The sequence below is a fragment of the Bacteroides sp. MSK.18.37 genome (assembly GCF_019129155.2).
In the GTDB taxonomy this organism is placed as follows: domain Bacteria; phylum Bacteroidota; class Bacteroidia; order Bacteroidales; family Bacteroidaceae; genus Bacteroides; species Bacteroides ovatus.
This window is the reverse complement of the sequence record NZ_JAHOIB020000001.1, coordinates 1,515,673-1,536,902: the sequence shown is the minus strand read 5'-3', so window position 1 is coordinate 1,536,902 and position 21,230 is coordinate 1,515,673. Positions and strand designations below refer to the sequence as shown.

15 protein-coding genes and 2 riboswitches are annotated in these 21,230 nt (G+C 42.3%); of the genes, 2 read left to right on the top strand and 13 right to left on the bottom strand.

Features of this window, described 5'->3' with window-relative positions; genetic code table 11:
* Nucleotides 1-57: 57 nt before the first annotated feature.
* From KSX81_RS06425 to cobU, 12 genes are all read right to left on the bottom strand, one after another.
* Entirely contained in the window at nt 58-1,770 is a 1,713-nt protein-coding gene (locus KSX81_RS06425; protein ID WP_115484966.1) for a PKD-like domain-containing protein, read from the bottom strand.
* Complete coding sequence (locus KSX81_RS06420; RefSeq protein WP_115484967.1) at nt 1,770-3,407, bottom strand: PL29 family lyase N-terminal domain-containing protein; 1,638 nt, start codon at nt 3,405-3,407, stop codon at nt 1,770-1,772. Before KSX81_RS06420 ends, KSX81_RS06425 begins: the two co-directional genes overlap by 1 nt.
* Nucleotides 3,408-3,441: 34 nt before the next feature.
* A complete protein-coding gene (locus KSX81_RS06415) occupies nt 3,442-4,599 on the bottom strand; it encodes a DUF5074 domain-containing protein (protein WP_004312388.1) in 1,158 nt (385 codons plus the stop codon).
* On the bottom strand, nt 4,596-6,659 hold the full coding sequence (locus KSX81_RS06410; RefSeq protein WP_217725549.1) for a TonB-dependent receptor: 2,064 nt from the start codon (nt 6,657-6,659) through the stop codon (nt 4,596-4,598). The genes KSX81_RS06415 and KSX81_RS06410 overlap by 4 nt, the downstream gene beginning before the upstream one ends.
* 137 nt (nt 6,660-6,796) lie before the next feature.
* Nucleotides 6,797-7,015: riboswitch (cobalamin riboswitch) on the bottom strand.
* Nucleotides 7,016-7,147: 132 nt separating this feature from the next.
* A complete protein-coding gene (locus KSX81_RS06405) occupies nt 7,148-8,833 on the bottom strand; it encodes a putative transporter (protein ID WP_120080610.1) in 1,686 nt (561 codons plus the stop codon).
* A 211-nt stretch (nt 8,834-9,044) separates the two neighbouring features.
* Nucleotides 9,045-9,256, bottom strand: a riboswitch (cobalamin riboswitch).
* 78 nt (nt 9,257-9,334) lie between these two features.
* Entirely contained in the window at nt 9,335-10,090 is a 756-nt protein-coding gene (locus tag KSX81_RS06400) for an ABC transporter ATP-binding protein (protein WP_004299412.1), read from the bottom strand.
* A complete protein-coding gene (locus KSX81_RS06395) occupies nt 10,087-11,103 on the bottom strand; it encodes a FecCD family ABC transporter permease (protein WP_008998867.1) in 1,017 nt (338 codons plus the stop codon). The genes KSX81_RS06400 and KSX81_RS06395 overlap by 4 nt, the downstream gene beginning before the upstream one ends.
* The gene (locus tag KSX81_RS06390) at nt 11,100-12,233 is read right to left on the bottom strand and encodes an ABC transporter substrate-binding protein (RefSeq protein ID WP_217725548.1); all 1,134 of its coding nucleotides are present in this window, start codon (nt 12,231-12,233) and stop codon (nt 11,100-11,102) included. The genes KSX81_RS06395 and KSX81_RS06390 overlap by 4 nt, the downstream gene beginning before the upstream one ends.
* Before the next feature lie 596 nt (nt 12,234-12,829).
* On the bottom strand, nt 12,830-13,363 hold the full coding sequence (gene cobC / locus KSX81_RS06385) for an alpha-ribazole phosphatase (RefSeq protein ID WP_004299418.1): 534 nt from the start codon (nt 13,361-13,363) through the stop codon (nt 12,830-12,832).
* A gap of 8 nt (nt 13,364-13,371) precedes the next feature.
* Nucleotides 13,372-14,118, bottom strand: coding sequence for an adenosylcobinamide-GDP ribazoletransferase (locus KSX81_RS06380; protein ID WP_032843997.1), 747 nt, complete (start codon nt 14,116-14,118; stop codon nt 13,372-13,374).
* A gap of 1 nt (nt 14,119) precedes the next feature.
* Complete coding sequence (gene cobT, locus KSX81_RS06375) at nt 14,120-15,157, bottom strand: nicotinate-nucleotide--dimethylbenzimidazole phosphoribosyltransferase (RefSeq protein WP_217725547.1); 1,038 nt, start codon at nt 15,155-15,157, stop codon at nt 14,120-14,122.
* A gap of 2 nt (nt 15,158-15,159) precedes the next feature.
* Nucleotides 15,160-15,669 carry a bifunctional adenosylcobinamide kinase/adenosylcobinamide-phosphate guanylyltransferase gene (cobU, locus tag KSX81_RS06370; protein ID WP_008024847.1) on the bottom strand — a complete coding sequence of 170 codons (510 nt, stop codon included), beginning with the start codon at nt 15,667-15,669 and terminating at the stop codon, nt 15,160-15,162.
* Between the two features lie 136 nt (nt 15,670-15,805).
* On the opposite strand from cobU, the gene KSX81_RS06365 reads away from it, so the two are divergent.
* Together KSX81_RS06365 and KSX81_RS06360 are read left to right on the top strand one after the other, a co-directional pair.
* Nucleotides 15,806-18,562 carry an outer membrane beta-barrel protein gene (locus KSX81_RS06365; protein ID WP_117611051.1) on the top strand — a complete coding sequence of 919 codons (2,757 nt, stop codon included), beginning with the start codon at nt 15,806-15,808 and terminating at the stop codon, nt 18,560-18,562.
* 52 nt (nt 18,563-18,614) lie between these two features.
* Entirely contained in the window at nt 18,615-19,247 is a 633-nt protein-coding gene (locus tag KSX81_RS06360; protein WP_004299434.1) for an AAA family ATPase, read from the top strand.
* A 90-nt stretch (nt 19,248-19,337) separates the two neighbouring features.
* On the opposite strand, the gene KSX81_RS06355 is transcribed toward KSX81_RS06360, so the two are convergent.
* Nucleotides 19,338-21,002: a putative transporter gene (locus KSX81_RS06355; RefSeq protein ID WP_004321876.1), complete on the bottom strand. Its 1,665-nt coding sequence runs from the start codon at nt 21,000-21,002 to the stop codon at nt 19,338-19,340.
* Nucleotides 21,003-21,230: the final 228 nt, after the last annotated feature.

Here is a 21,230-nt window from a genome sequence, read left to right as displayed (position 1 = left end):
GTAATTTTTATCTCTATATTTAATAGCGAAAAGAATCTCTTATGTATATTCTATCAATTATTTGAGCATGTTGAAATCCTTTATTCCAAAAACTTCAGTGGATATTTCACCCAACCAACCGCTTTTACTATTAACACCCACTTGTACTTTGATAAAATCAACGTACTTCAGGTTTGCATCCTTACCGTCGAAAGTTACAGCATGGGATATCTTGAAATGATTGTCAGACGGTCCGGCATTATAGTTGTCATCATCTGTCAGACGATCAATGGCGCTGAAATTATCAGCATATCCCCATTCATAACTATCATTTACCCAATAAGTACCATTACCGGATTGATCGTAATTACGCTCTTTCAGGCGAGTACCTCGCAAAGTATATTGTTTTTCCTTTACCCAGGTGGGATAATAATAATCTTGCCGGTGAAAAGCACCCAGATAATCAATAGACCCACTTTGACCATGATTGTCTGTCCATGGGGTGGGAAGCTGAATACCAGTTGGTTTATGATAGGTGACGGCATAGTCCTGCCAGGTTTCGGCTTTCCCATATTCGGATCCGCGCAATTCATACCAAGTGTCATTAGGTAACCCATCACCATTTTCGTCCTGCATTACCCATACAATTCCCGGTTCTGACGAACCATCAAAAGCGTTTCCTGTAATAGCAATGTTGTAATCTCCATCATTCACGATACTATGATCGAATCCAACGATGATGTATCCACCGAATCCGCCTAGGGAAACATAAGCCGTCTGATTGATTCGTTCTTCTGCATAGGTGCAGGCTTCTGCCATAGTTGTTGTGTTATGATTCTCATTGATGAATTGACCGGGAGCCGGTAAATATTCATATACTTTGTTCATTGACGCAGAACTTGTGGCGCTAATCTTCCGCTGGTATGTTCCTGCGGGAGGGCAAACATTGACTTTTAATGTTTGCGTAGCGAGTATATATGAGTTCTTCATTTCGACCTTTACCGTGTGTTCTCCCTGCTGCTCGGATGTAAACAGATAAGTATCATTTTCTCCGGATTGCACTTGTTCATTGTCCACGGTCCATGTATAGACTGCATCCAGTGCATTATTCACGTCAACCGGTTTGATACGGATAGTTCTGCCGGCTGACATGTTATATTCCGTTTGCAGGAATGTCCAGTTGAAATCTACTTGATCCGGTGAACAAACTTCTACTTTGAAAGTTACTTCGTCATCGCCATCTTCATTGTGAGTAGCAAAACGAACCTGATATTCGCCAAGTTCGGTTGTGGGGAGAGTACAGGTTAATTCGCTCGAAATATCTTCACCGTTTATTTGCCAGGAGTAACTGGTTTCCAGAAAAGAATCTACTATGGGTGTAATGGTTAGTTCAGAGCCTTGAAGCACTTTGAAACCTTTGTTGGCATCCGCAATAGAGATAGTCGGTATATCAAGTTGAAAGACATCGATACGTATCTCTTTTTCTGTTGTCCCTCCGGCATTGGTGGCAGAAATCAGAATGAAATACCTGCCTGCTTCATCGGCTGAAAATGTCAGGGTGGAAGTGGTACAGATACTCTTTCCATCTATTGTCCAGTTAAAGGTCGTTTCCGAATCGGTATTTTCATAAATGGGAGCGATGGTTATCTCCCGACCAATTTTTGTTTTATAGATGGGGGATTCTTCTTTCAAGGTAATGACAGGAGCGGAAAGAAGAGGAGAGTCCTCCTCTTCTTTCACGCATGATATTAATGCTAACAGAACAAATAAAAAAAGTATAATATGTTTCATTAGAATCTCACTGCTACATCATCATAACAGAAATAAGCCGGTTGGCTAAAACCATAACCATTATCATTGCTCCCTGTGACATTGAAATCAATCTTTACTACCTTGCCCAGAGCTGATAAATCCCATTTGCTCCATTCCAGAATGTTACCAGTTTTTCCTACCAGATAAAATTCAGGTTTAGTTTTAACTTCGTTACCGTCTTCATCATAACCGATAGCGACCAGTTTTACCCAATCATCTTCCCCGGCAGGTGCAGTCAGTCCGTTGCCATTGGCTACACAATTGGCGAGATAAGTTGTCATTGTCACGTACATATGATCTACTACACGAGCTACTCCATCTCCAAAGTAAATGTAGGGTAAGTTTTCGGAAGCATAACCGGAGTTATCTGTATAGCCATAATGTACACAGAAATTCTTAGAGCCGTTATGCCCTCCATTTCCTGTTGCCGGATCTTTGTAATAAACCGCCAACTGGTATTGAAAACCTCCATGAGTCAAATCCATATCTACATAGTTGGATATAGCGTGTCCACCTCCCCAATAACAGGTAGTGCCCCAATTCGTTGGGAACTCATGTTGGAGTAATGTATTGTTTTCATCATACCAATTATAGTCTGAAGGGCCCATTCCTGATTGTCCATAAAGTAACGGACCGCCATATTGAGGATTGTCAATTAATGAAGACCAGTCGCTTTTGCCTATATAATTGCCTGTACCTTTATAATCGGAGTCTTCAAAAGATAACCCTTTTAAAGTATATGCAGAAGCATAAACGAATAATCGCTGAATTTTTGTTAGTCCTTGTTTATTAAATAACTGGATTTTAATGACAGCTTCATTTTCTGATACGGAAGCAGGGGCGGTAATGGAAAGTTTGGTATAGCTCATTTTTATTGTCCATCCTTCCGGTGCATGGACGATGAAGTCTGCCACGTTAGTGAGTTGTAATTCAAATGATTTGGTTTGGTTAAAAGTGAAATATTCAACGCTTCCCATATCAGTGACTTTCATAACCGAATTAGTTGTTTTTGGCAGCATGAACGAAGTGTTTTTTTCATCTGCCAAAGTAATGATAACAACATCATTCTCCGTGTCATCTACTACCGACTTGAAGAAAGAATCCCCGTCCTTTCCCGTTGCTTTTACCGGTTTGCCATCTGTTCCATTCATGCGTTTAGCTCCTTCACCTGTATCAACCGTCCAATAGCCTTCACTGTCAACTCCCATGACAGGAGTTACACCTGTTACTCTCAATTTGTGTTCGGCATCCGGTAGCCATTCTGTAGTGCCATTAGTGGTGACTGTCCAGTAATATACTCCGTTTTCATCAGCTTTCACTCCAATCACAGGTGCATCTGTACCATTTGTTCCATTTTTGATAGATACTTTGCTTCCGTCATTGAAGGTCAGCGTGTAGCCTTCAGAGGTCTGTTCTGTATTCGTAATTATTTTCCCTTGATTTAATGCGTCTACCAAACTCTGTAAAGTTGTAATTTCAGAGTTCATTTTCTTGACTGTTGTTTCTAGTGTTTCTACTCGTCCGTCGAGATCATTGACTTTATCCCAGAGATCATCGTCATTGTAGCAACTGCATACTGTAACGACAGTGAGCAGTAAAAATAGAATTTTCTTCATTGCTTTTGTTTTTAATTATTAATAGAATTGTGAATTATTGAATCTCTTTTAGTTTCTTATCTGTAAAGGCAATATGTGCCGGAATGTCCCCCGTGATGACTGACCATTTCTTTTTTCCATCCCGGGAGAAACAGTATAATGTGCCGGGAGTCACATAGTCTTTGGCATCGGTGACGAAGAATTCACCTGTTTCCGGATTGATTGCTATTCCATAAGGTATCTTGATAGATTTTTCCGTACCATCTGTAATAAAATTGCGGGTATCAGTTTTCTTTGTTTTTGTATTATAGATAGCGTAAGAGACTGTCCAACTGTTGGTGTAATAACTCCATTCTGTACTGTATACATACAGTGAATCTCTGCAAATAGCCATTTCTGTATTGGGAAGAAGCGGTAATTCTTCGATTACTTTATCGGTATTGGAATCTATTACAAATGTTTCGGAGTAAGTGTCATAATAATCTCCCCGGGATGAGACATAAATATTTCCGTATTGGTCTAATTCCATTCTATGCAAATTGATTCCCACATCAATGGTTTTGATAACTTTGAATGTGTTCAAGTCGATGACGGATACCGTGCGGTCATAATTAGGTACGCGATACCCGCCGGAGTTGGCTACATAGAGTTTGTTGCCCACAATCACCATTTCTTCCGGCTGGTAGCCGACCACACAGGTATCTTTGACAGTCAGTGTGGTAGTGTCAACACGTGCTACATACCCCAGTCTGGCGTTGGGATCTATTTTGACAGGGCCTGCATACGAACTGACGTATGCATATTTATCTTTAAAGACGATATAACGGCAATTAGGTATGGAAATTTGCGTGATGTGTTTTGCTGTTTCTACATTCATCACTTCTACGAAATGAGAACAGTTGATGATGGCATATAACTTATTTCCATAGATTTGGATATCATTTCCCACATCCCCCAATTCTTGTACGACTCCCGGGTTCCGTTCCGCATAGATATTCTTATGATAGATACCGGTTTCGTAATCAAAGTAATCAAGGGTAGCCTTGTTGCTTCCCATATTTCCTTCATTGAGTAGAAAGAAACCTTTGACAGAGGTACCGCTTACTCCGGGGGTAACTTGGTTGGGAGTTGACGGAATAATGCGTTCATCTTCGCGACAAGAAGTCGATAGAAGAACAAAACAGATAATGATGGATAGAACAGATATTCTCATAACATGACGTTTAATTTGATTTTAAAACTTGTACCGGGCATAGGATAGCATTGCACTACTTCATATTGCTGATTGAAGATATTATTAATTTCTGCCGTTACACGTATTCCCGTTTTCCCCCATTGAAAAGTTTTGGATAGGGAAAAATCGTGGGTATACCAGGGCTGTGCGTAGTTCTCCGGGATATTGGCGACTGCTTCATAACGTTCACCTGTATAAATGAAACTATAGTTACAGGACCATGTTTGGTAACTTCCATTGAGGATGATGGAACCTCCATGCCAAGGTATATAAGGAATCTGGCCTCCATACCATTCACTGGTAGGATCGGTAAAATCCTGTGCCTTTTGATAGGTGTAATTGAAGAGAGTGCTAAGTTCCACCTTTCCGAAGCCCCATTCTCCTCGTATGGCTGCGTCTAATCCCCGAATTTCCACATGTCCGAGATTAATCATAGTCCAACGGAACTGGTTGGAGGTAGGCATGGCAATGATTTTATCATCTACTTCATTATAGTAACCATCTATTTGTAAGTCCAGGCTTTTCAGCCAATGGTTATTCCAGGTGTGAGAAAAAGTGATACCCACATCGTATTGGGTGGTATATTCTGGTTTTAAGTCCTTATTGCCTATAAAAGTATAATACAAATCATTGAGAGTTGGCATGCGAAAGACTTTCTTATAAAAGGCTCGTACATTCAGAGGGAGCTTGGTCAATGGTTGCCAGGTGGCTATGACAGACGGAGTGTATTTGTTTTTGGTGCCTGCATTGGCTCCTTTGGTACGTGTATTGTCGTCGACATGAGTATATAACAGGCTCGCCTGCAACATGAGGCGGTTGAAGTCAAAGGACGTGGCAGCAGAAGTCAGGATTGTATTACGGGTTGGATAGACAAAATCTATGAGATCGGCCCGTAATGTATTCCATTGGAAATCGTTGGATAATGACATACTCCACCAGGGATAGATGGTGAATAAATGGGCGGCCGAAGCATAGATTTCTTGCTGTCGGTAGTAATTGTCTACGTACATGGTGGTGACATCCAGTCTGGGATCGGATAAATAGTGGAGATAGTCATAAGCATATTTTCCGTTGGCTAGCAGACTGTACCAAGGCTTAAAATAGTTTTGAAAAGAGCCTTGCACAAACAGATTGGTATCCCACTGCCGGTCCTGATGGCGAAACTTACCCGGTTCTTCTCTTACCGCAGCTCCGGGGTATCCCCGTTCCGAATTGTATAGGTATGCTTTGGCTTTCCATTCTCCTTTGGGGACTTTTCCGAAGAATGCATTCTCCAAACGTAACATTCTTACGTCTCCATTTTGACGAACAGCTGTTGTGTCGTAACCATCTTTCTTGGCGTATGTGAATTTATATCGTCCTGATGTATACATATACTCCGTACTGATGGAACTGCTTATTCGTTCGTTGAAACGATGTTCCCAAAGTAGTGACGGATTGATGGTAGAGAATGAACCGCCTTTCACCCCGATGTTCAGGTTGTTTTTCTTTTCCCCTTTGAATAGGGGTTTTCGTGTCTGCATATATATGGCACTTGCGGAACTATAATCTTTGGCAGGTTGGAAGATGGCACTTTTTTGACCATTATATAGTGAAATGACTTCCATATTATCTAATGAAAAACGGCCTAGATCGACGACTCCATTTTGCGCATTTCCTAATTCAATACCATCGTAAAATACTCCGACATGATGACTGCCCATACTTCGTATATTGACGGTTTTTAGTCCTCCAATACCTCCGTAATCTTTTATCTGTACTCCGGAAAAGTAGCGCAAAGCATCAGCAACGGAGTAAACATTGAGCTTCTCAAGTTCTTTGCCGGACAGAATCTGTACAGGAGACATCTTTTTTTGCATCCGGTTGCTGTAGATAGTAACTTCTTTGAGTTTGAGAAGTGTATCAGACAGAGAAGTCTGATGCCGAACCCTGGACTGGGAAATGGCCGGTAATGTGGTAAATAGAGATAGAATCAAACATAATATCCACCGTAAATGGATATAATGCTTATTGTATGAATGGACTTGAATAGAAAGCATGTCTTTTATTTTATAGGTATAAAAAAATCCGTTTGTTCAGATCTGAATTCAATCTACACAAACGGACATATAGCTATTATACCAAATAAAAGATAATTGCTTATTTTCTATTTGACTACTACCCGAAATCCCGCAGGTGTAAATCAGAGCATCAAGGCAGGTCTTCTGACTCATCCCATTTTGCAACGCCTTCCCAGATAAACTATCCAGTGACTTTCGTGTTGCAATTTTGCTCTCTGATTACAAGGAGCGGAGATTTACAGCAGCAGGTTCTGTTGCCGGTTTACACGGCATTCCCTTTTCATTCCTTAACAACGCAAAAGTTGTTTAAGGAAACCTTAACGGCACAAAGTTAGAAAGTTTTTATTAATTAGTTTGTTTTATTCTAAAAAAATATCCCACTGACCAATAACAAATATTCCGGCATCTGATTCTGTTTTCCCCATTTGTTAATAATCAATTGGATGGAAAAAGGATATATTAATATGTTATCCCAACGACAGAATCAATATTTGTGCCGTCAATACTCGCAGAAACATGGTGAGCGGATATACCGTAGCGTAACCAACGGCAGGTGCATCACAGGAGGTCAGGTCATTGGAGTAAGCCAATGCCGGCGGATTGGTGGTAGAACCAGCCAGAACTCCGATAAGCGTGAAATAATTCAGCTTGCAATAATACCGTCCTATCAATCCCGTAATCAGAAGTGGCAGGATGGTTATGATTACTCCGTAGCCTACCCATATATATCCTCCGCCATGAATGACTGTGTCTACAAAGCCTTCGCCTGCTCCTAAACCTACGCAGGCGAGGAAGATGGAAATACCGATTTCACGAAGCATCAGGTTGGCACTCATGGTGGTATAAGTAATCAGCTTGTATTTCGGACCGAAACGGCTAATCAGGATAGAAACGATGAGCGGACCGCCTGCCAGTCCTAGTTTCACAGGTTGCGGGATTCCGGGAAATGCGAAAGGAAGACTTCCCAGAATACATCCTAAAGCGATACCTATAAAGATAGGAATCAGGTTCGGGTGATTCAAGCGTTTCATGGAGTTGCCAAGTACTTTCTCTGCATGGGCAACAGCCAGTTCGGAACCTACAATGGTGACACGGTCTCCCATTTGTAACTGTAATTGTGGAGAAGCTACCAAGTCTACTCCCGAACGATTGATACGGGTGATGTTTGCTCCGAAGTTATTTCTGATTTTGAGTTGTGAGAGCGTTTTCCCGTTCAATTCCGGTTTAGTAATCAGGATACGGCGTGAAATGAGCTCTTTGTTCAGTTGTTCCCATTCCATTTTGATTTCCTTTCCGAAGAATATAGTGATTGCTTCCACGTCAATCGGGGTAGAGATCACTAATATGATATCCCCTACATGTAGAATTGTTTCGGAATTGACCAATTCGGTTTCTCCACCCTCGCGGTGTTTGATGCGGGAAATGACAAACTTACGGTTCAGTAACGGGCGGAGTTCTTTAATCCTGATGCCGTCTACCGATTCGTTTCTCACTTCAATGGAGATAGGACGTACGGTAAGTTCCTGGAGATGTCCCAGACCGACTTCTGCTTCTTTTTCTTCTTGAGCAGTATTGATGCGAAGGAGATATTTCAAAGCAAGCAGTGAAAGGATGATACCTACTACACCCAGCGGATAACTGACAGCATATCCCAAAGCAATTTCGGGAGCATCTATTCCATTCAAATCACTATTGGCCTGTTGTGCGGCTCCCAGCCCCGGAGTATTGGTGACAGCTCCGGACAAAATACCTACCATTGTGGTAATCGGAGTTCCGGTGGTGAAGTGCAGGATAACAGTGATGGTTACTCCTAATACTACTACCAGCATGGCCAACATATTCAGGGTAAAGCCCCCCTTTTTGAATGCTGAAAAAAAGCCGGGCCCTACCTGCAAACCAATTGAGTAAACAAACAGAATCAATCCGAATTCTTTTAGAAAGTGGAGCAGGTGTTCGTCCAGATTCATGTTGAAATGGCCGAATACGATTCCGACAAAGAGTATCCAGGTAACTCCCAGAGATACTCCCCGCACTTTGATTTTTGCAAGGATGATTCCAAACGCTATGGTTAGTGACAGAATCAGTACGGAGTGTGCCACTCCGCCGCCCCAAAGATTGGGGTAACCTTCAAATAAATTTCTTAGAACTTCCATTGTGATTATTATATGATGATATTTTTTAGTTAAAAGTACCCCCGGAGAAATCACTTCTGCGGGGATACGCACACATTGAGCATGACGGTCTAATGCCGTCCTTTTGATATTTTAGCTAGAGAGAATTTATCCTCCTTCAATCATTTCCGATGTCATGACTACTCGATTCTTTTTTTACAGTCTGCCGTTTTCCTATCCCACGAGTAAAAACAACTATAAAGGTATGAATGGCAGGTCTTCTGACTGACTCCCTTCCTGATGCCTTCCCGACCTTGACTATCGATACCTGGTCAGTGGTAAAAGTAAATATCAAGAAGTTGAATGGAGTTTCACAGCAGCGGGACTGTCCGGGATTTACACCCGATTCCCTTTTAATTCAGATAGTTGATATGGCTATCTGAAACCAATTCGGGGCAAAGATAGCGAATTTATATAGGAACCCAAATGAATGCTACCTATTTATTTTATACACAGTCTGATTCTTGTCGGATATCTGTTTGTTTATTTGATGCGTACTCTCATCTCCTGCACATCAAACGTGACGGATTCATTTCGGAAAAGTCTTTCTATATGTCCGCTAGCCACCATTTCCGGAGTAGGCAGCGTGTACATCTGCGGATTATCGATGAGCATGATGGAGTCGCAAAGCGATAAGGCAATGTCGAGGTCATGAGTGGAGAATAAGACACATTTTTTTTCTTCCTGTGCCAGTTTCTTTAAAAGCAAACAGAGCTCGTAGCGGTTAGGTAAGTCCAGGAAGGCGGTCGGTTCATCAAGCAGGATGACGGGAGTATCCTGTGCAAGAGCACGGGCAATCATGATTCGCTGACATTCGCCATCGGACATTTTATCCATTGTCTTTTCTGCATAACCGGACATACCGACTAGCTGCATAGCGTCATCCACCCGCTTTTGGTCTTCCGGTTGCAGTTGGCCGATCCAGTTGGTATAGGGAGCACGCCCTAAGGCTACTACATCTTTACAGCGGAGATTAGCGATACGTACTTTATCGGTGGTGACAAAGCTTATATTCCGGGCTAATTTTTCCGGTTTCAATGATGCTATGTTTTTTCCTTGCAGAGTAATCTCTCCTGATTGAGGCTTTTCCAGCCCCATCATAGCACGGAGCAGGGTGCTCTTTCCCGTTCCGTTACGTCCTAACAGGGCAACGAGTTGTCCGCCTGTGATTCGGGCATTTACCGTTTCCAACAGCGTGCGCTGTCCATATCCTAATGTCAGTTCTTTAAGTTCTATCATTTGAATCTACGCAAGTTTTTAGCAATTACCCATAAAATAACCGGAACACCTAGTAAGGCGGTGATGCAGTTAACCGGAAGTAGGAACTTCTTGGCGATGATGTCGCAGAGAAGCATGCTGATAAGCCCTGTCAGCATGGTGCCGGGGACCAGTATCCGGTGGTCGGCATTGTTGAATAGCAGTCGTGTGACATGCGGTACTGCCAGGCCGATAAATCCTACCGGACCACAGAAAGCGGTGACCGTTCCTGTCAGCAGTGCGGTAGAAACGAAGATGAACGTGCGTGAACGTTTAATGTTCATTCCCATCGTTCGTGCATAATTTTCACCGAGCAGTAACAGGTTCAGCGATTTGATACAGGCTACGGAAATTAGTAAACCGATACATAACATCGGTATCATAATTCCCAGTTGGGTGACTGTGATGTGGCTAAGAGATCCCATTGACCAGAGTGTGAACATTTTCAGTTGTTCGGCAGAACTTAGGTATTGGAGTATCTGAATGATAGCACCTGCTACGTAGCCTATCATAACTCCCATAATCAATACACCGAGAATGTTTTTTACTTTCCGGCTGATAATGGCTACTCCCAATAAGATTATGGCAGTTCCTATCCAGCCCGAACCTACGATACCCAGCGACTGAAGAATTGGAAACTCCGCCCATCCAAGTAATGGAGCACCTAGTATGAACAGAGCTACGCCCAGTCCTGCACCGGAACTTACTCCCAGCAGGTAAGGATCTGCCAACGGATTCTGGAATACAGTTTGCATCTGTAAACCGCTAACGGAGAGTGCTATTCCTATCAAAGCCGCTACCACTACCCGTATGAAACGGATAGAAAGGAGAATATTCCGTGTCATTTCGTCACATTCGCCTCCGGTGAGTACAGCCCATACCTTGGTGATAGGAATATATGTATCTCCCGTTGCCATGTCTATCAGTAATAACAGTATGGCAACTATACCCAGTGTAATGAATAAAAAGGGAGTACGTTTATCAGGCTGTTTCATTCCAGGTGTCTGTAATAGTAAAGTGAATCGGATACGAGTTCGGGGTGAAAGATATGAATCAGATCACGCAATACGACGTCGGGACGTACCACTGCAGATTCCCAGTAGTCATTACTTCCTGTCGGTGTTGTTCGTAAATTGTTGTTGTAAACAGTTTTTTCGCGTACAGCTTTGGCGTCTACAAATTTAGGATTGACCGTCTTTAATTCATCCAACGTAGAAGCCATGCCTACATTAATCCAGTAGTCGGCCTTTTGTATCAGTTTGTAAGCTGTTTCCAGTCCGATGGGAGTGGAACTGTTAGAAGTGTTTTCTTTGTAGATGTAATCCGCACCTGCATCAGTTACCAATTGTGCCATGTAACTTTGTGTGGAAGGCATCACCCAACTGTCGTTCCACGGGGTATTGAGCATAACGGTAGGACGTTGTTCTACCGATTCGGTGAGCGCTTTCAAAACTTGATAACGTTTAGGGATTTCACGGAATATTTCGATGCCTTTTTCCCTGCTGTCTGTTAATTCGGCAAGAGCTACCAGCCATTCGGCTTTACCAAGCGGTGATTCCTCCAAATATTCTCCTACATACATATAAGGTATATACAGTTCTTTCAGTTTGTCTGTTACGGCAGTTTGCGCATCTCCGATACCGTATAACAGGACAACATCCGGTTTCAGTCCCAATAATAATTCATAATTCATTTCGGGACCCATGTCCTTGATAGAATCTTTGTGTGCAAGAATATATGGATTGGATACATAGTCGATGCCCGATACTCCGACAATTTTGTCCACTTGACCTAGAGCGTCGAACATGGCGATGTAGGAAGAAGCCATACATACGATACGTTTCGCTCCGGCAGGGATGGTAGGCCCGTTGAATCCGGCAGGTGCCTGTTCACCGTTGCGTGAAATGAAATAAGACATTTTTACGTCCTTGGCTCCCTGCCATGGATTGGATACCTGAATAAGTGTGCTGGCGGCATTGTCCGCACCCAGAATCTTGAATCCGGTAGCATATTCAGGTGTATAGACATCCTGTTTGAAAGCCTCGAGAGAAGTCTTCTTGTTGGATATACAACTAGCCAGGAAAAGAAGACATAGCCATGTGAGGATTGAAATAGGAGATTTCATCTTTATTCGTGTATCTTTTAAATGAATAAATAATTTTCGGTGTCCGAAGATTGACATTGCGGGGCAAAGATAAGTATCTTTGGAGATATTCTTTCTTTTTTTATTGCATTTTCTCCGAAATCATTCCTATTTATGTATCCTCCCCTTAGGCAGGCAGAATGGATTAAGTTTATCGGTCTGCTGATTACTTCAGAGAATTTCTGCACCTTAAAGATTCAGAAAAAATTTGGAGATGCTTTTTATCCTCGCACTCTCACCCTGTCTCGTCTTGATTTGGTTGATAGGTTAAACCTGAAGTTTATAAGGATATAGTAAATCCATCGAAAGTATGTAGTTATTTGCAGAATCTATGCAGATAATGGCTTGTTCATATAGGTAAACACTTAGTTTCAAGTAGCGAAACATTTTGTTTCTCGGTGTGAAACACTTCGTTTCATTACTTGAAACATTTCGTTTCTCGGTGCGAAACACTTTGTCCCAAGTAATGAAATAAAGTGGAACTGCCGTCAACCGAAAATTCTCCAGTAAGTAATTATTAAACAGGGTGTGAGGGTAAAGACATCGCAAACTTATTAGAGATATCTACACCTGTTTGTTTACGGGCACTCTTGATATAGAAAAACTCCTCCGTAGGCAGGTACTGCCTGAAATGCTTCTTCCGGGTGAATCAACTTTGCATAAATCTGTGCGCAAATCAATACGCCGCCATGAGCGAATACTACTGTATTTTCACCCTCCTTTTGTCTGACTTCGTCTAAAAACGCGGCTACCCGTTTATATTGATCGGCAAACGATTCTCCATTGGTTGCTTTTACATTCAAGTAGTCGTCGTACCAGCATTGGAGATTCGGGTCTTTGATTTTATGAAAATACTGCATTTCCCAATCTCCGAAGTTAAGTTCCAGTATTCTTGGGTCACGGATGGCATCTCCGAATCCGCAATACTGTGCCAGACGGGTGCATCTGGATAGAGGACTGGTGTAAGCCATATCAAAGTGAATGGATTCGATTTTAGCTTTGGTTACAGCTGCTTCTGCCTCAAATGTAGGACGTAAAGGAACGTCTGACTGACCGTAACAAAGACCTTTAGGAACGTCGACAGAGGTATGTCTGATTAGATAAATATTCATAGGTTTACTTATTTTATATAGATAGACATCACTGCTCCCAGCCAGAAACTCATTTCGCTTAGGAGAAATAATGCACCGCAACAATCTCCGGTATATCCGTTCAGACGTCGTTTCATCATCCGGCAGATAAAGAAGAATACCAGAATGGGAAATATACATACGGGCCAGTAGCTTGGAGGAAGTAATAGGAGAGGCAGTATTCCACCCATCGCAGACATTACGATCTCCCCAAAATTCATTCTTGTATATACTGTTCCGGATTTGCTATCTTCTTCTTTACGTGCATAGGGCAGGTAATTGATGATATTGGAAGAAATGAATTTACTCCAGGTATCTCCGCTTAGTAATAAGAAAGGAGTAACTGCTAAGGGAAGTGCGACCAGTAGATTGTAAGCAAATAAATAATAGATGATTAATCCCAAAACTCCATAGCTTCCGATATGGGAATCTTTCATGATGCGTAACGTGCTTTCCCTGTTCGTTCCACCTCCGAATCCATCGAAGAAATCGGCCAATCCATCCTCATGCAATGCTCCTGTGATAAGTAAACGTGAAGTCAGTGCCAGGATCACGGCTACTCCGTGAGGTAAAATAGTACTGGCTCCCCAGAAAATCAATGCCATCATTCCCCCGGTCAGCCAGCCACTGAAACTCCAATAATTGACAACGTGTTTGAAACACTCCTGCGGAACTTCTTTTATTTTCCAGAAAGGCAATCGTGTAAAGAATATGAGGGCGGCAAGTATCTGGTTCATTTTAGAAATATTTAGTGATGGAAGCATGAGCAAATGAATCCATCTCATTCAGCATTTTCACAGCAGAATCTACAATGGGATAGGCACAAACGGAACCGCTTCCTTCTCCAAGTCTTAGTCCGAGATTGAGTAGGGGACGTGCTCCGAGATAGTCCAATAATAGCTTATGTCCGCTCTCGTCTCCCTGATGACCGAATATGGCATAGCTCATCACTTCCGGATAAAGGCGTGAAGCGGCAAGAATACAATTGGTCATAATAAATCCATCAATTAGAATAACCATTCCCAGTTCGGCAGCTTTGAGCATTGCTCCTACGGCCATTACCATTTCGTAACCTCCGAAACGGCAGAGGATTTCTTCTGCGGAATGCTCTCCCGGATATTGTTCGAGAGATCTTTTCAGAACTTCGTATTTGTGGTTTATTCCCTGGTGATTGAGTCCGCTTCCTGCACCTACACATTGATCTAATGGGATTCCGGTGAAGCAAGTCATCCATAGAGAAGAGGACGAAGTATTTCCGATTCCCATTTCACCGAAACTAATGACATTGCAGCCTTCCTGGTGAGAAGCATCCACACATTGAGCACCACGCTCCAGGCAAAGTTCCATCTCTTCGGGCATCATGGCTGCTTCGTACAGGAAATTGCGTGTTCCTCTTCCGACTTTCATGTTAATGATACCTTTTTCATAAGGTAAATCATAATCGACTCCTGCGTCTACAATTTTAAGAGTGAAACCGTGCTGTCGGCACAGGAAATTGATCCCTGCTCCCCCATGAAGAAAGTTGCTGATTTGTTGCCAGGTTACTTCTTTAGGAGATGGGCTGACTTTTTCTTCTACGATGCCATGATCCGCGGCAAAGATTATATTTTGAGGATGAGTTAATCGTGGAGAAAGGGATTGTTGGATCAGTCCGATTTGCAAAGCAATTTCTTCCAGTCTTCCAAGCGATCCTTTAGGCTTGGTCAGATTATTGATTTTGTCAATCAGAGCTTCTTTGATAGCTTCATCCGGCTTTTGAATCTGAAACGTTTTCATGTTTATTTTATTTTTACGGGAATACCACTTGCCATGAGATATACATCGTCGGCATGCGATGCGATGTATTGATTGGTCCAACCTTGCAAGTCTGTGAATTTACGTTGCAGTTTGTTCTCGGAAACTCCCCCCCAACCAATCTCATTAGTTACAAATATGAAAGTGGCATCCTGCTGGGTAAATTTGTCGAATTCTTTTTTGACGGCTTCCAATGAGGAGGCAACGTTAGAATCAAACTCCATAAAGAAGTTAGTGCACCAAAGAGTTACACAATCTATCACTACGACTCTGCCCGCTACATTGTGACGGCTCAATTCTTTTTCTTCTTCTATATTTGTCCATTCAGGACCGCGGTTCTTTTGATGGCGTTCCACCCTTTTTCTGAATTCTTCGTCCCATATCCTGGCAGTGGCCAAGTAAACCGGTGACGTAGTAAGTTCATGCGCTTTTTTTTCCGCAAACGAACTTTTACCGGATCGTTGTCCTCCTGTGATTAGTATAATCCTTTTCATTAAGTTGCTGATTGAATAATGGATGGACAAAGGTATAAAAAATAACTCCGGGATTAACCGTTTTACGTAAAAGTTATTAACTTTGTCCCGATTTGTTTTAGATCAACATAAATATCAGACTTAACTACTATTAGATATGAACGCTTGTAAGTTAGTGGGATTGCTTTTGCTGCTACTTTGGGGACATACTGCTCTGTATGCTCAACAAGTGAGAACTGTGCGAGGAAGAGTGCAGACAGTGGAAGCCGGCAGTAATGAGAAGCGGGCATTACCATCTGCCAGCATTGTTATTTTGGCGAAAAGTGATTCTGCCTTTATCAAGGGAATAACAAGTGATAAGAATGGGCGTTTCATTCTTAATTATCAACCGCAGAAGAAAAAGAAATACCTGTTGAAGGTCTCTTTTATGGGAATGCAATCTGTATACCGGGCACTGGAAGACTCTGTATCGGTGAATATCGGTACAGTGGTATTGAAAGATGATGATATTCAGATTAGTGAAGTGACGATAACGGGAAAATTGCAGGAAGTAGTGATGGAGGGAGATACTACGGTTATCAATGCTGCCGCTTTTAAAACTCGTGAAGGAGCTTATCTGGAAGATTTAGTGAAGCGTGTTCCCGGATTGGTATATAATAAGAAAGATAATTCGTTGACATACAACGGACAGCCCATCAGTGAAATCAATGTAAATGGCGAAGCTTTTTTCTCCGGAGATAAAAAGACGGCACTCGAAAATCTTCCGGCAGACTTGATTAGTAAGTTGAAAGTATATGATAAGAAATCGAAAGAAGAGGAGTTCACCGGAATTAGTTCAGGAGAAAAGAAATATGTACTCGACTTGCAGACTAAGGATGAATTGAATAAAACCTGGCTGACAAATGCAACGGTAGGATACGGGAATAACCAGAAGAAGGATTTCGAGGGGCAAGTGAATTATTTTAGTAAAGACGGAGATAATCTTTCTTTTATCGCACAGTCTACCAACAGATACCAGAATAGTACGTACAAGGATAATATCAACAATTCGGTAGGAATGAATATGACTCATAAATTCGGTAAGAAATTCTCCCTGACCGGAAGTGTGAACTATAATTTGAACCGGAACGGAAATCTTTCTTCCATTTATCAGGAACAGTATTTGCCGGCAGGTAATCAATACTCTGCGTCTACTAACGAAAGTAACTCTAAGGGGCGGTCGATTAGTTCTAACTTCATGGGAAGCTGGGAAGTAGATAAACGTACACGTATACATTTTACCGGTAATTTAGGAATCTCTCCTAATAGGAATGAAAACAGTAGCCAGAATGCATCTTTTGATGCTCCTCCCGGCATAAGTCATGAGAGCTTGTTTGATGACTTTGAATCTATTCCCCGGGATATAAAAGTGAATCGTAGCGAGAACCGGTCGCGTTCGGAGAATCAGTCGAACCGTTATAGCTGGATGATGAGTATTATGAGACGTCTGAATGAAAAAGGTACAACGCTGGCATTGAACATCCTGAACTCGGATTCGTGGGGAGATAATGAAAGTTTTTCGCTTTCTAAAACTACTTATTTCCGTCTTGAAGATAAATTGGGAAATGATTCGGTGCTTTTTCGTAACCAGTATTTGAAGTCGCCTCAAAAAAATAATTCATGGAGAGTCGGGATTACCTTTGCCCAGCCTATTGGTAAGAAGATGCATTTCCGGGTAGCATATAACTGGGATACTAACTATGAACGTGATAATCGTGATACATATGAATTATCTTCTCTGACGAAGTCGGAAGTTTTTGGTGAACTGCCTCCCGACTATGAAGCAGGGTATGTGGATAGTTTGAGTAATCGGAGTCATAGTCGTACGAATGGCCATAATCTGGATGTGGGGCTTAATTACTCTGATGATACCTGGATGTTTAATGCCTCATTAGGGATGACTCCGCAAAAACGTGCCATTGAACGGAAAATGGGAAAGCTCTATGCGGACACTACCATGCATACTATCGACTTTCAGCCTATGATATGGGTGAATTGGAAAAAGAAAGAGGCCCGGATCACTTTCAATTATAGCGGTAGAACCCGGCAACCCTCCTTATCAGATTTAATGCCGCTGACGGATAACAGTAATCCGTTGTATATCACCCGGGGAAATCCGGATTTGAAACAGATGTTTTCTCATAGTGTCCGTGTGAGCTTTCAACATTCAAAAAAAGGTATATCTGCGAATATCGGCGGGCAGATGGAACAGAACAGTGTGACGCAGGTAGTGCTATATGATGCAAAAACCGGCGGACGTGAGACATCTCCTATTAATATTAACGGAAACTGGAATGTATATGGAAGTGCCAACTGGTGGAAGCGTCTGGGACATTTTTCCTTGCGGTTGGATATGAACGGTAATCATAGCAATCGTGTCAGTATGATTAATGAAGACAAGAGCCTCGAACCGAAGAAAAGTACGACACGTGATACCGGATTGGGGTGTGACGCGAATGTATCTTATCAGCCCACCTGGGGAGGTATTGATTTCTCTACTTCCTGGAATTATCAGTATTCGCTTAATTCTATCAATGATAACGATACCTATACGCGTAATTATAGTTTTCGTCTTGAGGGGTACGTTGATCTTCCTTTTGGCTTGCAATTACGGACTGACGGGGCTTATTCTTTCCGTAATGGTACGAATATCCGTAAAGGCGAAGATGACCAGATGTTGTGGAATGCAAGTGCCAGCTGGCGGTTCTTGAAAAAGAAAGAAGCGGAACTGTCTGCTTATTGGGCGGATATTCTCGGAAAGAGGAAAAGTTTCGGCCGTACGACTTCTTCTGATGGTTTTTATGAGTTCCGTAACCAGGAAATAAAAGGATATTTCATAGTCACTTTCAAATATAACTTTCGTTTGATGATGTGATTTTTAGAAAAAAGTCGTATGTTTGCTACAGAACCATAAAACAAAATGTACTATGAGCGGTAATTATGTTATCAATATCGGCCGTCAGTTAGGTAGCGGCGGAAAAGAAATAGGAGAGAAGTTGGCAGCCCGTTTGGGAATCAACTTCTACGACAAGGAACTGATTAATCTGGCTTCGGAGGAAAGTGGATTGTGTAAGGAGTTTTTTGAAAAGGCTGATGAAAAAGCCTCGCAGGGTATTATTGGCGGACTGTTCGGTATGCGTTTCCCTTTTATCAGTGAGGGAGCTATGCCATGTAACAACTGCTTGAGCAATGATGCCTTGTTCAAAGTACAGAGTGATGTGATCCGTCATCTGGCAGCAGAAAGATCTTGTGTCTTTGTAGGACGTTGCGCAGATTATATTCTGAGAGAGCATCCTCGTTGCGCTAATGTTTTTATTTCAGCCTCTAAAGAAGATCGCATAGCGCGGTTGTGTGGCATGCATCATATTGATGCGGAAGCTGCAGAAGAAATGATCGAAAAAGCGGATAAGAGACGTTCGGAATACTATAATTATTATAGCTATAAAACGTGGGGAGCAGCAGCTACTTATCATTTGTGCATCGATTCTTCTTCTTTGGGAATTGAAGAGACAGTGCGGTTCATTGAAGAATTTGTAGTAAAGAAACTGCAGCTTGTATGACAGGATAGAAAAGCAGATTGAAAAAATAAATAAAGCCGGCGTATTCCATTTGGATATAGCCGGCTTTATTGTTTATATGCTAAACTTGATTTACATCATTGCTAATAATATCATCTGTCCCGTCAGAATACGGAGGAACATCGATAACGGATAAACTGTAGAGTATCCCACTGCCGGAGCATCTCCGGAGGTTGTTTGATTGGCATAAGCCAATGCCGGTGGGTCGGTATTACTACCGGCTATCAATCCCATCAGGGTGAAGTAGTTTACCTTATAATATAATCTTGCGATGGTGCCGATGATAAGTAGCGGGATAACGGTGATAAGGAAACCGGAACCTACGTATAGTAATCCGTCTCCCTCGACTACCGTTTGCACGAAATTGGCACCGGCATCTATACCGACACTGGCAAGGAATAGAACGATACCGATTTCACGAAGCATCAGGTTGGCACTCATGGTTGTATAAGTCACTAAATGCAGCTTATGACCGAAACGGCCGATAAGAATTGCCACTACCAGCGGTCCGCCTGCCAAACCTAATTTTAAAGGAGTCGGCATACCCGGGAATGCAATCGGAAGACTACCCAGAAGGATACCTAAGAAGATACCAACGAAGATCGTAACAATGTTCGGTGTATCCAAGCGTTTTAACTGATTACCCAGTACACCGGCAACACGTTCCACTGCATCTTGCTGTCCTACCACCATAACGCGGTCACCTACCTGAAGTATCAGATTCGGATCGGCAAACAGGTCCATACCGGAACGGTTGATACGAGTGACATTGACCCCATACATACTACGGAAGTGCATAGAACCTAATGTTTTACCATTGATTTCCGGTTTGGTAACCAGAATACGACGGGAAACCATTGGGAGGTCTTGTTTTTCCCAGTCGAGCTCCACTTCTTTTCCGATAAATACTACAATTGCAGGAGCGTCTTCTTCCGAGCAGACGATAAATAACTGGTCGCCTATATTAAACACTGTTTCATGGTCGGGAATACTTACATGACCATCATGGCGAATTCGGGAGCAAACGAACTTACGACCCAGGAAATTCTTGATTTCAATCAGCGTTTTTCCACTAATTGATTCATTGCGAACTTCCAGGCTCATCATGTGAGGTTTGTGGTGTGAATCTCCACTTTGGATTTTCAGGCTTTCTTCTTCTTTCGCCATATTGACACGGAAGATGTAACGGATGGCAATGATAGAACCAATGATACCTACCACACCGAGGGGATAAGCACATGCATAACCGAGAGCAATCTGCGGACCGGTATAATGCAACTGATTCAGAGCCTCATTGGCAGCACCAAGTCCCGGAGTATTTGTCACTGCTCCGTAAAGGATACCTACCATCATCGGCAGTTCTACCCGGCCGTTCCAGAGGTAATAAAGCCCCAGTGCGACAGCAATATTTAACACTACGATGCCTACAGCCAACAGGTTTAATGTCATTCCTCCTTTTTTGAAAGAGGAGAAGAAAGATGGCCCCACCTGAAGACCGATACAGAATACGAACAAGATCAATCCGAATTCACGGATGAAATGTAGGATGTGTGTATCGGCTGTGAAGCCGAAATGTCCCATTAGGATGCCGGCAAACAAAACAAATGTGACGCCCAAAGAAACTCCGAATATCTTTATCTTACCAAGATACACGCCGGCAGCCACTACAAATGCGTAGAGGAGCACGATGTGAGCTACGGAGCTGGGGTCCCATAATAAACTTTGTAACCAATCCATAATATAGCAGTTTTTATAATGTTTTTCTAAAAACGAGTGCAAAATTACTCATAACATTGGAGCTAATCAAATAAAAGAAGAACTAAAAATGAAGAATTTCTATGCAGATTGTATGCACTTGACGAATCGGGGCGTCCTGTGCGAATTTTCCCTAAAAAAGAGATTCGTTTTAACTTATTGGTTATATTTGCAGGTCGAACGACTGACATTTAGAAAGAGATAGATAAA

What these genes read in the sequence shown, in the direction of transcription:
- KSX81_RS06425 (WP_115484966.1), bottom strand. Translation starts at nt 1,770, where the DNA reads ATGAAACATATTATACTTTTTTTATTTGTTCTGTTAGCATTAATATCA.
- KSX81_RS06420 (WP_115484967.1), bottom strand. Translation starts at nt 3,407, where the DNA reads ATGAAGAAAATTCTATTTTTACTGCTCACTGTCGTTACAGTATGCAGT.
- KSX81_RS06415 (WP_004312388.1), bottom strand. Translation starts at nt 4,599, where the DNA reads ATGAGAATATCTGTTCTATCCATCATTATCTGTTTTGTTCTTCTATCG.
- KSX81_RS06410 (WP_217725549.1), bottom strand. Translation starts at nt 6,659, where the DNA reads ATGCTTTCTATTCAAGTCCATTCATACAATAAGCATTATATCCATTTA.
- KSX81_RS06405 (WP_120080610.1), bottom strand. Translation starts at nt 8,833, where the DNA reads ATGGAAGTTCTAAGAAATTTATTTGAAGGTTACCCCAATCTTTGGGGC.
- KSX81_RS06400 (WP_004299412.1), bottom strand. Translation starts at nt 10,090, where the DNA reads ATGATAGAACTTAAAGAACTGACATTAGGATATGGACAGCGCACGCTG.
- KSX81_RS06395 (WP_008998867.1), bottom strand. Translation starts at nt 11,103, where the DNA reads ATGAAACAGCCTGATAAACGTACTCCCTTTTTATTCATTACACTGGGT.
- KSX81_RS06390 (WP_217725548.1), bottom strand. Translation starts at nt 12,233, where the DNA reads ATGAAATCTCCTATTTCAATCCTCACATGGCTATGTCTTCTTTTCCTG.
- cobC (WP_004299418.1), bottom strand. Translation starts at nt 13,363, where the DNA reads ATGAATATTTATCTAATCAGACATACCTCTGTCGACGTTCCTAAAGGT.
- KSX81_RS06380 (WP_032843997.1), bottom strand. Translation starts at nt 14,118, where the DNA reads ATGAACCAGATACTTGCCGCCCTCATATTCTTTACACGATTGCCTTTC.
- cobT (WP_217725547.1), bottom strand. Translation starts at nt 15,157, where the DNA reads ATGAAAACGTTTCAGATTCAAAAGCCGGATGAAGCTATCAAAGAAGCT.
- cobU (WP_008024847.1), bottom strand. Translation starts at nt 15,669, where the DNA reads ATGAAAAGGATTATACTAATCACAGGAGGACAACGATCCGGTAAAAGT.
- KSX81_RS06365 (WP_117611051.1), top strand. Translation starts at nt 15,806, where the DNA reads ATGAACGCTTGTAAGTTAGTGGGATTGCTTTTGCTGCTACTTTGGGGA.
- KSX81_RS06360 (WP_004299434.1), top strand. Translation starts at nt 18,615, where the DNA reads ATGAGCGGTAATTATGTTATCAATATCGGCCGTCAGTTAGGTAGCGGC.
- KSX81_RS06355 (WP_004321876.1), bottom strand. Translation starts at nt 21,002, where the DNA reads ATGGATTGGTTACAAAGTTTATTATGGGACCCCAGCTCCGTAGCTCAC.